General features: G+C 57.7%; 14 protein-coding genes. 8 read left to right on the top strand and 6 right to left on the bottom strand.

Going from position 1 to position 13,969, the window contains the following annotated elements; genetic code table 11:
* Positions 1 to 32 precede the first annotated feature (32 nt).
* Together ACR3EM_RS06510 and guaA are read right to left on the bottom strand one after the other, a co-directional pair.
* Positions 33 to 938 (bottom strand): DMT family transporter, encoded by a 906-nt coding sequence (locus tag ACR3EM_RS06510; protein ID WP_480469987.1) that lies wholly within the window; start codon positions 936 to 938, stop codon positions 33 to 35.
* A 95-nt stretch (positions 939 to 1,033) separates the two neighbouring features.
* Positions 1,034 to 2,593 (bottom strand): glutamine-hydrolyzing GMP synthase, encoded by a 1,560-nt coding sequence (guaA, locus tag ACR3EM_RS06505; protein WP_480469986.1) that lies wholly within the window; start codon positions 2,591 to 2,593, stop codon positions 1,034 to 1,036.
* A 70-nt stretch (positions 2,594 to 2,663) separates the two neighbouring features.
* Between guaA and ACR3EM_RS06500 the strand changes: the two genes are divergently transcribed.
* Together ACR3EM_RS06500 and ACR3EM_RS06495 are read left to right on the top strand one after the other, a co-directional pair.
* A complete protein-coding gene (locus ACR3EM_RS06500; protein WP_480469985.1) occupies positions 2,664 to 3,104 on the top strand; it encodes a GNAT family N-acetyltransferase in 441 nt (146 codons plus the stop codon).
* Between the two features lie 135 nt (positions 3,105 to 3,239).
* On the top strand, positions 3,240 to 4,784 hold the full coding sequence (locus ACR3EM_RS06495; RefSeq protein WP_480469984.1) for a trimethylamine methyltransferase family protein: 1,545 nt from the start codon (positions 3,240 to 3,242) through the stop codon (positions 4,782 to 4,784).
* On the opposite strand, the gene ACR3EM_RS06490 is transcribed toward ACR3EM_RS06495, so the two are convergent.
* Positions 4,785 to 5,084, bottom strand: a complete 300-nt coding sequence (locus tag ACR3EM_RS06490; protein ID WP_480469983.1) for a DUF6477 family protein — start codon at positions 5,082 to 5,084, stop codon at positions 4,785 to 4,787.
* 240 nt (positions 5,085 to 5,324) lie between these two features.
* Here ACR3EM_RS06490 and ACR3EM_RS06485 point away from each other — a divergent pair, with 240 nt between their 5' ends.
* Positions 5,325 to 6,422 carry a DUF6456 domain-containing protein gene (locus ACR3EM_RS06485; protein WP_480469982.1) on the top strand — a complete coding sequence of 366 codons (1,098 nt, stop codon included), beginning with the start codon at positions 5,325 to 5,327 and terminating at the stop codon, positions 6,420 to 6,422.
* Positions 6,423 to 6,466: 44 nt separating this feature from the next.
* Positions 6,467 to 7,390, top strand: a complete 924-nt coding sequence (locus ACR3EM_RS06480) for a hydrogen peroxide-inducible genes activator (protein WP_480469981.1) — start codon at positions 6,467 to 6,469, stop codon at positions 7,388 to 7,390.
* A 50-nt stretch (positions 7,391 to 7,440) separates the two neighbouring features.
* Here ACR3EM_RS06480 and ACR3EM_RS06475 read toward each other — a convergent pair whose 3' ends face one another.
* Complete coding sequence (locus tag ACR3EM_RS06475) at positions 7,441 to 7,989, bottom strand: redoxin family protein (RefSeq protein ID WP_480469980.1); 549 nt, start codon at positions 7,987 to 7,989, stop codon at positions 7,441 to 7,443.
* 264 nt (positions 7,990 to 8,253) lie between these two features.
* Here ACR3EM_RS06475 and lipA point away from each other — a divergent pair, with 264 nt between their 5' ends.
* Together lipA and ACR3EM_RS06465 are read left to right on the top strand one after the other, a co-directional pair.
* Positions 8,254 to 9,204, top strand: coding sequence for a lipoyl synthase (gene lipA / locus ACR3EM_RS06470; protein WP_480469979.1), 951 nt, complete (start codon positions 8,254 to 8,256; stop codon positions 9,202 to 9,204).
* Positions 9,201 to 10,346, top strand: coding sequence for an amidohydrolase (locus ACR3EM_RS06465; RefSeq protein ID WP_480469978.1), 1,146 nt, complete (start codon positions 9,201 to 9,203; stop codon positions 10,344 to 10,346). Before lipA ends, ACR3EM_RS06465 begins: the two co-directional genes overlap by 4 nt.
* 171 nt (positions 10,347 to 10,517) lie before the next feature.
* Here ACR3EM_RS06465 and hpt read toward each other — a convergent pair whose 3' ends face one another.
* Entirely contained in the window at positions 10,518 to 11,057 is a 540-nt protein-coding gene (gene hpt, locus ACR3EM_RS06460) for a hypoxanthine phosphoribosyltransferase (RefSeq protein WP_480469977.1), read from the bottom strand.
* A gap of 72 nt (positions 11,058 to 11,129) precedes the next feature.
* Here hpt and ACR3EM_RS06455 point away from each other — a divergent pair, with 72 nt between their 5' ends.
* The gene (locus tag ACR3EM_RS06455; RefSeq protein WP_480469976.1) at positions 11,130 to 11,573 is read left to right on the top strand and encodes a type II toxin-antitoxin system RatA family toxin; all 444 of its coding nucleotides are present in this window, start codon (positions 11,130 to 11,132) and stop codon (positions 11,571 to 11,573) included.
* A 38-nt stretch (positions 11,574 to 11,611) separates the two neighbouring features.
* Positions 11,612 to 12,907 carry an MmgE/PrpD family protein gene (locus tag ACR3EM_RS06450; protein ID WP_480469975.1) on the top strand — a complete coding sequence of 432 codons (1,296 nt, stop codon included), beginning with the start codon at positions 11,612 to 11,614 and terminating at the stop codon, positions 12,905 to 12,907.
* Here the strand turns inward: ACR3EM_RS06450 and pyrC are convergent.
* Positions 12,904 to 13,941 (bottom strand): dihydroorotase, encoded by a 1,038-nt coding sequence (gene pyrC, locus ACR3EM_RS06445; RefSeq protein WP_480469974.1) that lies wholly within the window; start codon positions 13,939 to 13,941, stop codon positions 12,904 to 12,906. The genes ACR3EM_RS06450 and pyrC overlap by 4 nt on opposite strands.
* Positions 13,942 to 13,969 lie beyond the last annotated feature (28 nt).

Here is a 13,969-nt window from a genome sequence, read left to right as displayed (position 1 = left end):
TACTTAAAATAAGGTCAACCGGTGACGGAGCGTTAGTCCGCGTCGGCACGGTGAGCGTGTGTTGCCAAATTGGCACGATTCTCGGACCAAACATTCAGGAAGATGCCTGAGAATATCACCACAGCACCCAGCAGTGTCCAGTGATCCAGCGGCTCCTGATAGAGGATCATACCTATAATCGCGATGGTCGGGAGGCGGGCAAAATCGAATGGCACGACGACCGTCGCCGGAGCGATCGCCAATGCATTGGTGATGCAGTAATGCGCCAGCAATCCCGCCAACCCGATCAGCAGCAGATAAGGGGCGGTGTTGAACGAGGGCAGCGCAATGTCACCGTCAAACCCCGAGGCGATGAGGCCAAGCGCCGCCTGCATGACTGTCAGCCAGAACATGATGCAGCCGATGCTGGCAATGCGCGTCAGGGATTTGGTCGAGATGTTGGTTAGGGCAAAGAAGATTGCAGACAGGGCGGCTGCAATAACGCCCGGGCTGATCGAGGTCACGCCCGGTCGTGCCACGATGAGGATGCCTGCAAACCCTATGAACGCTGCTGTCACACGCGTGGCAGTCAGGCGTTCTCCTAAAAACAACGGGGACAGCAGGATGACCCAAATCGGGTTTGTGAATTCAAGGGCGAAGACCTGCGCCAAGGGGATGACAGCGACGGCGTAGAACCAAAGGTTCTGTCCAATAAAATGCAGCAGGTTTCGTGCGCCATGTAGCCCCAGACGTTTGGTTGTGACCTGATGCCACTTGCGTGTCACGCTCAGTACCAGCGCAACTACGCAGATACCGACGAGACTGCGGTAGAACATGATCTCGAACGTGTCGTGCACCAGGCTTAGTTCTCGGCCCGCCACAGCCATGGAGGAAAACGAGGCAATCGCCCCGGTCATCCAGAGCGCGGCTTTGCCGATCTGCGTTTTGCTCTCATCCATCGCTTAAATGCCGTTTCGGGGTATAACACGCTGACTAAAGGGCGATTTGTCCGGGATTGCAAAATAAAAAGCCGGGCTGTGACCCGGCTTTTCGCTCATTCCCACTCGATGGTTCCGGGTGGTTTTGAGGTGATGTCGTAAGTGCATCGGTTGATGCCCTTGACCTCGTTGATGATGCGCGTGGCGGTCTCACCCAGAAATTCGTGGCTGAACGAGTAGTAATCCGCCGTCATGCCATCGACCGAGGTCACCGCGCGCAGGGCGCAGGCATAGTCATATGTGCGCCCGTCGCCCATCACGCCGACGGTGCGCACGGGCAGGATGGCCACGAAGGCCTGCCAGATCTCGTCATACAGGCCGTGCTTGCGAATCTGGTCGATATAGATCGCATCCGCCTCGCGCAGAATCTCAAGCTTTTCGCGCGTGATTTCGCCTGGGCAGCGGATGGCCAGGCCGGGTCCGGGGAAGGGGTGGCGACCGATAAAGCTTTGCGGCAGGCCCAGTTCACGGCCCAGGGCGCGCACTTCGTCCTTGAACAGTTCGCGCAGTGGTTCAACCAGTTTGAGGCCCATCTTTTCAGGCAGGCCGCCGACATTGTGGTGGGACTTGATGGTTACCGAAGGACCGCCCGAGAACGAGACAGATTCGATGACGTCGGGGTACAGTGTGCCCTGCGCCAGAAACTCGGCACCGTCGATGGTATCGGCATGTTTCTGGAACACGTCTATGAACAGTTTGCCGATGATCTTGCGCTTGGTTTCCGGGTCGCTTTGCCCGTCCAACTCGCCCAGGAACAGGTCGCTTTCATCTGCATGGATCAACTGGATATTATAGTTGTCGCGGAACATGCCAACGACCTCGGCGGCCTCGTTCTTGCGCAGCAGGCCATGGTCGACAAACACGCAGGTCAGCTGATCGCCAATCGCCTCGTGGATCAGGATCGCCGCGACCGAGCTGTCGACGCCGCCCGAAAGGCCACAAATAACTTTCTTGTCCCCGACCTGCTCGCGAATTTTGCGGATCATCTCTTCGCGATAGGCGCCCATGGTCCAGTCGCCGGTGAACCCTGCCAGTTTGACAAAGTTCTCATATAGTTTGGCGCCCTTGGGTGTGTGATGCACTTCGGGGTGAAACTGCACGGCATAGAAATGACGCGCGGGATCGGCGGTGATCGCAAAGGGGGCGTTCGGTGAGGTGCCAAACACCTCAAAGCCCGGGGCGATTTCGCTGACATGGTCGCCATGGCTCATCCAGACCTGCTCATCGCCGTCCGCGAACCAACCATCAAGGATATCGAGCTTGCTTTGCGGGGTCACGAAGGCGCGGCCAAATTCGGCGGTGCCATGTCCGCTTTCGACCTTGCCGCCCAACTGGTGCATCATCACCTGCTGGCCATAGCAGATGCCCAGGATCGGAACGCCGTAATCAAAGATCTCTTGCGGGGCGCGGGGCGATCCTTCGCGCGTGACACTGTCCGGCCCGCCCGAGAAGATCACGGCCTTGGGGGCCATTTCCCGGACAAAGTCCATCGTCACGCTTTGATAAGGGTGGATTTCGCAATAGACGTTCAGCTCGCGCAGGCGACGGGCGATCAGCTGGGTTACCTGGCTGCCGAAGTCGATGATCAGAAGGCGGTCGTGGGTGTCTTGGGTCATGACTGGCTATTAGGTCGCAAGCCTTGCTTGTGCAAGCGCAATGACGTCAATTGAGCAAGGAGGCTGACATATGACGACCCTAAAGCTCAGGACTGCCGAAGACGGCGACGCCAAAGCGATACGGGCCTGTATCGCAGACGCCTATGCACCGGCAATGCGTGACATCACCGATCTGCCCGATGTAACGAGCGGGGTCGCCGAAGAAATTGCGGCGCATCAGGTTGTTGTTGCTGAAGAAGCTGGGCGTCTTTTGGGCGTCATTGTCTTTGATCAGCAGGCGGATGCGATGATGATTTTTAACCTTGCCGTTTCGCCAGAGGCGCAGGGCAAGGGCGTCGCGCGACAGCTGCTTGCGGTCGCGGAACTCAGGGCGGCTGAGGCGGGGATTTCGATTCTCCGTTTGCGGACCCATCGGCTGATGCGTGCGACGCGTGCGATGTATACGCATCTGGGCTGGCATGAGGTCCAAACCTCGGGAAACTCGGTCGTGATGCAGAAAAAAGTGACGTAGGGGCCAAACTCAGCAGGGCCGCGATCAGCGGCGGTTCATGTCGCTTTTACCCCTATTGCGCCGTAAACTACCTGCGGCGGTGATTGCCGTTCATGTAACTAATTTACCAAACCAACCAATCACGGGATTTTCTCAATGGCAGAGGCAAACACCCGGCGCAGGGCACGGGGTGGCGGTGGTGCCGCCCGTCGGGCCGAGCGCACGGCGGTCAAGATCGAAACCGCGAAATACATCGAACGCAACATTCCCAATTTCGAGGTTCTCAACGAAGAAGCGTTGCAGATCATCGAAGCCAACGCAGAGACCATATTGGCCGAAGTTGGGGTCAACTTTGTCGACAATCCGGCTGCGCTGGAACGTTGGAAAGATGCCGGTGCCGATGTCGAGGGAGAGCGTGTGCGACTGCCGCGCGGTCTGGCGCGCGAATTGATCAAGACCGCCCCCAGCGAGTTCACCCAGCACGCCCGCAACCCCGAGAAATCGGTGGTCATCGGCGGTCGCAATATGGTTCTGGCCCCGGTCTATGGCCCTCCGTTCGTGCGCGATGCGCAAGGCGGTCGCCGCTATGCGACCATGGACGATTTCAACAAATTCGTGAAACTCGCCTATATGTCCAAATGGCTGCACCATTCGGGCGGCACGGTGTGCGAGCCGACCGATATCCCGGTGAACAAGCGCCATCTGGACATGTTGATGGCGCATATGACCCTGTCGGACAAGCCGTTCATGGGCTCGGTCACCGATCCCAGCCGGGCACAGGATTCGGTTGAGATGTGCGAGATTCTTTTCGGTAAGGAATTCGTGCAGAACAACACGGTGATGACCTCGCTGACCAACATCAACTCGCCGATGACGTTCGACGATGTGATGATGGGCTCGCTGGAGGTTTATGCGAAGAACAATCAGGCCTGCATCATCTCGCCCTTTATCGTGGGCGGTGCGATGGCGCCGGTTTCGGTGGCCGGGACCCTGACGCAGGTGCTGGCCGAGGTCATGGCTGGTGTGGCTTATAGCCAGATCATCCGCCCGGGTGCTCCGGTGATCTTCGGTGCGTTTGTATCGTCGATCGACATGAACTCGGGCGCGCCGACCTTCGGGACTCCCGAAGCCTCGCACGTGACCTATGGTGCAGGCCAATTGGCGCGGCGACTGGGACTGCCCTATCGCTCGGCCGGTTCTTTCTGCGGCTCGAAATTGCCGGACGCGCAGGCCGCGTATGAGACCGCGAATTCGCTGAACATGGGTCTGATGTCGGGCGTGAACTTCATGCTGCACTCTTGCGGTTGGCTTGAAGGTGGTCTGGTGGCGGATTTTGAGAAATTCGTCATGGATGCCGACCAACTGGGTGTCTTGCACGGTCTGGCCAAAGGTGTGGCCTATGACGAAAATGCGCAGGCTATGGATGCGATCCAAGAGGTCGGACCCGGTGGCCACTATCTGGGCTGCGCGCATACACAAGCGAACTTCAAAGAGGCGTTCTGGAAGACCGATCTGCTGGATTACAAGCCGTTCGAGACCTGGGAAGAAGAGGGCGCCCGCGATACACGGACGCTTGCCTCGGCACGGGTCGAGCATCTGTTGGCCAATTACCAGCAGCCGCAGCTCGATCCCGATGTGAAGGCCGCGCTTGATGCCTATGTCGCTGAGAAAAAGGCGTCCATGCCGGATGCCTTCACCTGATCACTGATACCGCGTGGCACGGCTGGCCTGATACAGCTGTGCCTCGCCGATCAGAGCGATCAAAATATCCAGATGACGCACCAGAGAATAGGCTGCGTCATCTTCCTGCCTTTGCAGATCAAGCTCCCGCTCCAATTCCATGAGGCGGATCAACGCCGACCCTGTGCTGGGTATCGACCCATAGCCCAAAACGCGTTGCAAGTGCCGGTCTCGATTATAGTCCTTTGCTCCGATTTTCGCGGCTCGGCTTAGCAAGCGTGGGCGGCGGAGTGTGGCGATCATGGTCATCAGGTCCTGCACGGCAGCGTTCCTTCGTTTTTGTTCTGACGCCAAAGATGTCGCACAACTTAAGCGGGTGTTGCCTTGTTTAAGCTCCCTCCGAACGATGGTTTCATGACTGTTTATCTTTTTGAATCAATTCTGCTCCGTGCCGTCTGTGATTAACGAACGAGTAACGAAAGCGACTCTAGTTAGATTTGGTTAACTAAGAATCCGACGGCGAAAACTGTCAGTTTGTTTTGTCGACGAGGGCATTGAACTATGGAAAACAGCGTGGCTTTCAACGTACCGACCTGGGTCCCTGAAGGGGCGCAACGATATCTTGACCATACCGAGTCGGGCCGGTCCATTCGGGATATCGCCCGGGCGGCGGGATGCCATGCGTCGACCATCTTGAGACAAATTCGCCGTGTTGAGATGCGCCGTGACGACCCGCTGGTCGATGCTGCGTTGCGATCATTGGCGCAGACCCATTTCGCCCCTATGAAAGAGGCCTCGGCCCGGTATCCTGCCCCCGATTATCCATCTGATGAGCCAAAAGATGATGCGTTCGAACGCGAAGCGCTGCGGGTGCTGCGCCGACTATGTGAATCTGGTGCGGTGCTGGCCGCGGCAGAGAATATGGATAAGGCGATTGTAGTGCGCGATAGTGGGGATTGTGGAACGACCCGAACAGCTGTCGTTGACTGCAAGATCGCGCAAGCCCTGGCGTTGAAAGATTGGATATCATGCGACAATCCGGGGCGAATTTCACGGTACCGGATTACAACGTCGGGCCGCTCGGCGCTGAGCCATCTGCTGGCCGATTCCGAAAATCGTGCCCGCGCGCAGAGTGAGTTCGGCATGGTCGAAGCGCAAGCTCCGTTTAAGACCGTTGGAGCGGGAGCGAAATTTCAGCCCAAGGCGTCGGCACGAGCCCGCTATAGCACGACCGAAAGCCCGTTGATCGCCCTTGCGCGTCGACGGGACCGGGACGGAAAGCCGTTTCTTGATGAAACACTCGTCGGTGCAGGTGAACGCTTGCGCGAGGATTTCGAACTTGCGCAAATCGGGCCTCAGGTCACGCAGAACTGGGATCGTTTCCTGACCGGTGGTGGCCGAGGAGATTTCACCGTGGATGCGCCTATCGGACGGGCGTCGTCCGGTGCGCGCGATCGTGTGGCGCGTGCTTTGTCGGACCTGGGGCCGGGGCTCAGCGATGTTACACTGCGTTGCTGCTGTTATCTTGAGGGGTTAGAGCTCGCAGAAAAGCGCATGGGCTGGTCGGCGCGGTCGGGCAAGATTGTACTGCGCATCGCCCTGCAGCGGCTCAAGCGGCATTATGAAGAGCAGACTGAACGTGACCGCATGATCGGTTGATATATAGATATTGTGGTTCTGGCGGAAAGTGATAATCCAAGATTATGAATTTCACATTTCGCCAGTTGCAGTATTTCCGCGCCGTTGCCGAGCAGCGAAACTTTGGCCGTGCGGCACAGGTTTGTCATGTCTCTCAGCCGGCGCTGTCAGTTCAGATCAAAGCGTTAGAGGAAGCGATGGGTGGCCCTCTGTTTGAACGGCAGGCCCGTGACATTCTGCTAACGCCTTTGGGCAGAGATGTTCTGGATCATGCCGATCAGGTGCTTATAGCCGCTGATCGGTTGGACCGGTTCGCGCGTGACCATTCCGGCGGGCACCGGTCCTTGTCGATTGGCATCATTCCAACCGTCGCGCCCTATTTGTTGCCAGGGGTATTGGCAGGGTTGCGCTCTGGTGATGTTTCGTTGCGTGTCAGAATACGTGAGGCCCGGACCGAACGCTTGCTTGCGATGCTGCGCGGGGGTGAAATCGATGCGGCGGTGTTGGCGCTGCCCACAGCCGGGACCGCTTTGCACGAAGAACCCTTGTTCGAAGATCGTTTCCTTCTGGCGGGCAGTCAGTCGCGCCTCAATCGACTGACCATCAGCCCCGAGGCCCTGCGTCCTCTGGATCTACAAGCGGCACAATTGATGTTGCTTGAGGACGGGCATTGTCTGACCGATCAAGCGCTTGAAGTTTGCGGTCAGGATCGGGCCAGCGGGCAGATCAATATGGGGGCCTCATCCTTGGCCACTCTGTCGCGACTGGTGGCCGAGGGCTTTGGCTTGACCCTGATGCCGGAACTGGCAGCCAGGGCAGAGGCCGACGCGGTGCCGGGCTTGCGTTTGCTGCGCTTTGCGGCCCCTCAACCGGCGCGAACGATTGGCCTAGTGCGGCGTTCTTCGACGGGAGGTGAGGGGTGGTTCGATCGCCTGTCCGAGGTGATCCGGCAGGTCGGAGAAGACGTCGTCGCGCAAACCCGCACCTGATCAAAAAAAGGCCCGCCAAACGGCGGGCCTTGTCATGCAATCACACCTGATCAGGCCAGAGCGGGCTCGCGCGCTTCATCCAGATGCTTCATCAGGTTTTCGGGCGATGACACGCCATAAGGATCCTCGGGGCAGTTATCCATCAGGCCGGGCTCTTCGAACCATGCTTCGACCACGCCATCGTTGACGATGGCCGCATAGCGCCACGAGCGCATGCCGAAACCCAGATTGTCTTTGTCGACCAGCATGCCCATTTTCCGGGTGAACTCACCCGAACCATCCGGGATCACATCAACATTCTGCAGACCCTGATCCGCTGCCCATTTGTTCATGACAAAGCTGTCATTCACGGACATACAATAGATTGCATCGATCCCTTTGGCAGCGAAATCCGCGAAGCCGTTTTCAAAACCTGGCAGCTGATAGGTCGAGCAGGTCGGCGTGAACGCACCTGGCAGCGAAAACAGAATGACGCGCTTACCTGCGAAATAATCAGCGGTGGTTTTGTCTTCCCAGCGGAAAGGGTTCGGGCCTTCGATCGAGGCATCGCGAACACGCGTGTGGAAGGTCACTTCAGGCAGTTTTGCACCGGTTTTCATCATCAAACTCCTGTGATTCACATATGTTTGATGCGAGAGTTAAAACGATTCTAAATCAGCTTCAACAATAGATATGCTGCATCTGCCAAATATCTAAGATCTAGTCATGACCATTGAAAATAAACAGGAAAATTTGTAAGCTATGTCTATGTTTCTGCGGTTGCGTAGTTGAAGCGCATAGCGGCTATGCGTCACTGGCCTAACCCCTGCAGTCGGTTTATGTTAAGCGCGAAGTGAATTGACCCAAAGTCAGGAAAGCCCGTTGTGCGTGATCTGAAAATTCCCGAGCAAAGACACCCGGAAAAGGCGCATCGGCCTGACAATGCGGCCCCGCGCAAACCGAAATGGATTCGCGTCAAGGCTCCGGGCGGCGAAGGGTATGCCGAAACCCATAAGATCATGCGTGACAACAATCTGGTGACCGTCTGCGAAGAGGCTGGTTGCCCGAATGTTGGTGAGTGCTGGAGCCAGGGTCACGCCACCATGATGATCATGGGCGAGATTTGTACCCGCGGTTGTACCTTCTGCAACATTGCCACCGGTCGACCGGATGAGCTGGATGCGTTTGAGCCCGGACGTGTCGCCCATGCAGTACAGAAACTGGGGTTGAACCATGTGGTGATCACCTCGGTCGACCGCGATGATCTGGAAGATGGCGGGGCTGAGCATTTCGCGCAGACCATTCGCGCGGTACGCCACCGTTCGCCCAAGACCACGATTGAAATCTTGACGCCGGATTTCCTCAGATGTGATCCTTCCGTTCTGGAAATCGTGGTTGAAGCCAAGCCGGATGTGTTCAACCACAATCTCGAAACGGTTCCGGGGCTTTATCCGCAGGTGCGCCCGGGCGCGCGTTATTTCCACTCGCTGCGTCTGTTGCAGCGTGTGAAGGAAATGGATCCGTCGATCTTCACCAAGTCGGGCATCATGGTCGGATTGGGTGAAGACGAGCAGCAGGTTCGCCAGGTTATGGATGACATGCGCGCAGCCGATATCGATTTCCTGACAATTGGTCAGTATCTCCAGCCAACCCCGAAGCATCACGGTATTGATCGTTTCGTCACACCGGAAGAGTTCGCATCGTATGAAAAGGCGGCCTATGGCAAGGGATTCCTGATGGTATCGGCCACGCCTCTGACACGGTCCTCTTATCATGCGGGGGATGATTTTGCCCGCCTGCGCGATGCGCGCCAGAAAAAACTGGGGCAGGTGTGAACCCTGAGCTTCAGAGCTGGCTTATTGAAAAGCGCCATGAGTTACATCAGGTGCCAGAGATTTCAGGTGACGAGCGCGGGACAGCTGCGAGCATCGCGAACTTATTGCAGGCGTGCGATCCCGACACTGTCTTAACTGATATCGGCGGCTACGGGGTCGCAGCGGTTTATGACAGTGGTAAACCCGGACCGACCGTTGGTGTCCGTTGCGAGTTAGATGGCCTTCCAATTCAGGAAATCTCGGAAGTGCCATATGCATCGCAATACCCTGGTAAGGGGCACCTATGCGGTCATGACGGCCATATGGCGATGGTCCTTGGGGTCGCCTTCATGCTGGGTGAAAAACGCCCGTCGCGAGGGCGGGTGGTGCTGATCTTTCAACCTGCCGAGGAAACCGGGAAGGGGGCCAAAGCCTTTCGCAGCGATCCGAAATTTAACGACATCGCCCCGGATTACGTGTTCTCACTGCACAATCTTCCGGGGCTTGATCACGGAGCGGTTGAGATCTGCAGCGGTCCGACCAACTGTGCATCGCGCGGGATGCGGATTGCACTGACTGGAAAAACCTCTCATGCCGCGGCGCCGCAGGATGGGGTGTCTCCGGCGCTGGCGATCTCGGAGTTAATGCCTGCGCTGGCTCGGCTTGGGCAAGGTGGTGCGCTGGATGCTGACTATGCGCTGACCACCGTTACCCATGCGCAGTTGGGAGAGCCCGCTTTTGGCGTTGCACCGGGATATGCCGAGCTGTGGGTGACGTTGCGCACGGTATCGGATGCCCGAATGGAGCGTTTGATCGAAGAGGCCGAGACATTGGTCGAATCCACCGCACAGGCCGAAAGGCTGACGGTTGAGATCACTTACGACGACATCTTCGAGGCTTGTACGAACGACGAAGAGGCCGCTCAGATCCTGTCAGATTCTTGTGATGCGCAGGGCGTGTGGCACAGGCTGGTTAAAGAACCCCAGCGGTTTTCCGAAGATTTTGGTCAGTTCGGCAAAGGTGCGAAATCAGCGATGTTCTGGTTGGGTGCAGGAGGGGATCATCCGCAATTGCACAATCCCGACTATGATTTTCCCGACGCGCTGATCCCGATAGGCACCGGCATTTTTCTGGCTGCGATTGAGCGTACCCTTACGGCCTGAGTTTTCTCGGCTCGCTGCCCGCCCAGTCCGGCCACCAGCCCACAAATTCTATGCCTACAATCAGCAAGCATAACAAGATGACGCCAAAAACCAGTTTCACGCGGCGCTCAGATGGCGGATTGCGCGCCCATAAGGTCATGCGAAGGAAATGGCGCAGGTTCATTTCTGGTGCTATTCGACGAACCGAACCTTGCCGATAAAGGGCAGGTTGCGGTTGCGTTGGGCGTAATCGATACCGTAGCCCACAACAAATTCATCCGGAATTTCGAACCCGATCCAGTCTGAACGGAAGTCAACTTCGCGCCGGCTTGGTTTGTCCAGCAATGCGATAGATTTCAGCCGCGCGGGCTTGCGGCTTTGCAGCAGCTTGGTGACGTGGTTCAGCGTGTGGCCGGTATCGACGATATCCTCGACCACCAGCACATCGCGCCCTTCAATAGCGCCACGCAAATCTTTGAGAATACGGACCTCCCGGCTGCTCTCCATCGAGTCTCCGTAAGAAGATGCCTCAAGAAAATCGACCTCGATTGGCAGATCAAGCTCGCGCACAAGGTCCGCGATGAAAACGAAGCTGCCGCGAAGCAGTCCCACGACAATCAGCTTGTCGGTGCCGCCGAATTCCTCTGTGATTTCGCGGCACAATGCCTCGATCCGCGCGGCAATGGCCTTGGCCGAGATCATCTCATCTATCACATATGCGCGGTCACTCATCGCTGCCCCCTTGATCTTTGGCGCGCAACATACGAAATCACGCGCCATTGTCACCAGTGAATCCCGGATATCATGCCAACACACTCTGAAACCCGACCGCTGCCTTACACCGCCCAGCAGATGTATGATCTGGTCGCGGATGTGGCGAAATACCCGGAGTTTCTTCCTTGGTGCGCCGCAGCCCGTATCCGCCGCACCTATGCTGCAGGGGACGGCAAGGTGATGGAGGCTGATCTGGTCATCTCGTTCAAAGTGTTCCGCGAACGTTTTGGCAGCCGGGTCACGCTGTTCGATGCGCATAAACGGATTGATACCGAATATCTGGATGGACCCTTCAGATACATGCGTTCGGATTGGGAGTTCGAAGATACGGATGAGGGATGCAACGTCTCGTTCCACGTTGATTTCGAATTCAAGAACGCGGTGCTGCAAGGCATTATTGGTGTCGTATTCAACGAGGCGATGCACCGGATTGTGCGTGCCTTCGAACAGCGCGCGGCGGACCTCTACGGCTGAGGCTTTACGACCGGGCAGTGCGCGCTAGACTGCGCTGCATGAGCATCCTGACTTCTACGCTTGCTGAATTTTCTGCAGGCCCCGTCTCAACCACGAAGCAAGCGCGCATCGTGACCTCTTTGTCCGTTTTGGATTGGCTTGCTGTCGGGCGCGCGGGGGCAGAGGAGCCGGTGTCGCGGATTGTACGGCAGATGGTCCTGTCTGAGGGCGGCATGGAACAGGCCCGATTATTCGGTGGAGGCGCCGCACCTTTACGTGCGGCTGCGCTGGTGAACGGCACCATTTCCCACGCGCTGGACTATGACGACACCCATTTCGCCCATATCGGCCACCCCTCGGTGGCTGTTGTCCCCGCAGCGCTGGCTATTGCGGCGTGGGAGGATCGCCCTCTGGTCGACTTCCTTGAGGCTGCCCTGATCGGTATGGAAACTTCGATCCGGATCGGGTTATGGCTGGGGCGCGCGCATTATCAGGCCGGATATCACCAGACCGCAACTGCCGGTGCGTTCGGGGCTGCTGTCGCAGCCGGGCGTATCATGGGGTTCGATGCGGCGCAGATGTCTGCGCTTATTGGTCTGACCGCGACACGTGCGTCTGGTCTAAAAGCGCAATTTGGAACCATGGGCAAACCTTACAACGCAGGTATCGCCGCATCGAACGGGGTGGAAGCGGCGCTGTTGATTCGAAACGGATTTCTACCTAATGCCGATGCTCTCGGAGGGGCATACGGTTTCGGTGCCACGCATCTGGGTACAGACGATGCCGACAGTGCGCTGCAGGGATTGGGTGATGAATGGCTGTTTGAGACCGTCAGCCATAAGTTCCACGCTTGTTGCCATGGTCTGCACGCGGCCCTTGAGGCAGCGCTTGATCTTGATATCGCCGAGCCTGAGGTTGCGGAAATCAAGGTCAAAACTCACCCCCGCTGGATGAGCGTCTGCAATCAGTTGGAACCTTCGACGGGGCTTGGGGCCAAGTTCTCGTATCGCACTGTTTTGGCGATGCAATCGCTTGGCTATGACACGGCACTACCGGGCAGCTATTCTGACAAAATATGCGCCGACCCGCGTCTGCAATCCCTGCGAGATCGGATCACCGTTGAGGCGGATGAGAGTCTATCCGAAACGCAAGCTCACCTGTCGCTGCTGCGCCGCGATGGTGCGCGGCTGGAGGCAAGCCATGATCTGCTGGCCCCGATGTCACTTTCGGATCGGGAGGATCGTGTGCGGGGCAAGGCTGCTAAACTGATTGGCGGAGATGAAGCAGACGCTATCTGGTCCATGCTGCGCACTGGCGGGCGCGCAGCGGATTTGGCAGACAGGCTATCCGATTAGGCAACGCGCCAATGCAGCGGAAAGCCCGGATCGAATACAGTCACAGGCCCGTCGCCCGTTTCGATCTTGGATGGGTACGCGACCGGTTCGCCTTTTGTCAGAGTGATGATCTCTTCGTTCACCGGCAGTCCATAGAACGCAGGGCCATTCAGGGAAACAAAGCCTTCCAGCTTGTCCAGCGCGCCTTCGCGATCGAACATCTCTGACACCAGTGACATGGTGTTGGTGGCCGTAAAGCACCCGGCACAGCCACAGGCCATTTCCTTGTTGTCATCCGTATGGGGGGCACTGTCTGTGCCAAGGAAATACCGCGCATCGCCTGAGGTGGCCGCAGCCAGCAGAGCCAGCCGGTGTTCCTCACGTTTGGCAACTGGCAGGCAGTAGTAATGGGGTTTGATGCCGCCCACCAGGATATGGTTGCGGTTGATGATCAGGTGATGCGCGGTGATCGTTGCGCCCAGATCAGTGTCATTAGCTTTGACATAATCCACGCCGTTCGCGGTGGTGATATGCTCCATCACGACACGCAGTCCCGGCGTTGCCTTACGGATCGGATCAAGAATTCGGTCGATAAATACGGCCTCACGGTCGAAGATGTCGATCTCGGAATCGGTGACCTCGCCATGTACGCAAAGAGGCAAACCGATTTCGGCCATCTTCTCCAGCACCGGGCGCACCTTGTCGAAATCGCGCACACCCGAGGCAGAGTTGGTCGTCGCGCCTGCCGGATACAGCTTGACCGCCTTGATCAGCCCGCTGGCATGGGCGGCTGCTACATCGTCGGCAGCCGTGTCCTCGGTCAGATACAGCGTCATCAGCGGCTCGAACGTCATGCCATCGGGCAAGGCGGCCATGATACGGTCGCGATAGGCAGCAGCGTGGTCGCCGCGCACGACAGGCGGCACAAGGTTCGGCATGATGATTGCACGGGCAAAATGACGCGCGGTTTCGGGCAGGACGGCCTGCAACATCGCGCCATCGCGCAGGTGCAGATGCCAGTCGTCGGGGCGGCGGATCGTGAGCGTATCGGTCATGGCCCCCGGCTAGCACAGCCGGTTCAGA

The sequence above is a fragment of the Ruegeria sp. AH3 genome (genome assembly GCF_056536265.1).
The sequence above is the reverse complement of the archived record's forward strand: the minus strand, read 5'-3'. Positions and strand labels throughout refer to the sequence as shown.

Coding starts and splice junctions, on each gene's coding strand:
- ACR3EM_RS06510 (WP_480469987.1), bottom strand. CDS start 938: ATGGATGAGAGCAAAACGCAGATCGGCAAAGCCGCGCTCTGGATGACC.
- guaA (WP_480469986.1), bottom strand. CDS start 2,593: ATGACCCAAGACACCCACGACCGCCTTCTGATCATCGACTTCGGCAGC.
- ACR3EM_RS06500 (WP_480469985.1), top strand. CDS start 2,664: ATGACGACCCTAAAGCTCAGGACTGCCGAAGACGGCGACGCCAAAGCG.
- ACR3EM_RS06495 (WP_480469984.1), top strand. CDS start 3,240: ATGGCAGAGGCAAACACCCGGCGCAGGGCACGGGGTGGCGGTGGTGCC.
- ACR3EM_RS06485 (WP_480469982.1), top strand. CDS start 5,325: ATGGAAAACAGCGTGGCTTTCAACGTACCGACCTGGGTCCCTGAAGGG.
- ACR3EM_RS06480 (WP_480469981.1), top strand. CDS start 6,467: ATGAATTTCACATTTCGCCAGTTGCAGTATTTCCGCGCCGTTGCCGAG.
- ACR3EM_RS06475 (WP_480469980.1), bottom strand. CDS start 7,989: ATGAAAACCGGTGCAAAACTGCCTGAAGTGACCTTCCACACGCGTGTT.
- hpt (WP_480469977.1), bottom strand. CDS start 11,057: ATGAGTGACCGCGCATATGTGATAGATGAGATGATCTCGGCCAAGGCC.
- ACR3EM_RS06455 (WP_480469976.1), top strand. CDS start 11,130: ATGCCAACACACTCTGAAACCCGACCGCTGCCTTACACCGCCCAGCAG.
- ACR3EM_RS06450 (WP_480469975.1), top strand. CDS start 11,612: ATGAGCATCCTGACTTCTACGCTTGCTGAATTTTCTGCAGGCCCCGTC.
- pyrC (WP_480469974.1), bottom strand. CDS start 13,941: ATGACCGATACGCTCACGATCCGCCGCCCCGACGACTGGCATCTGCAC.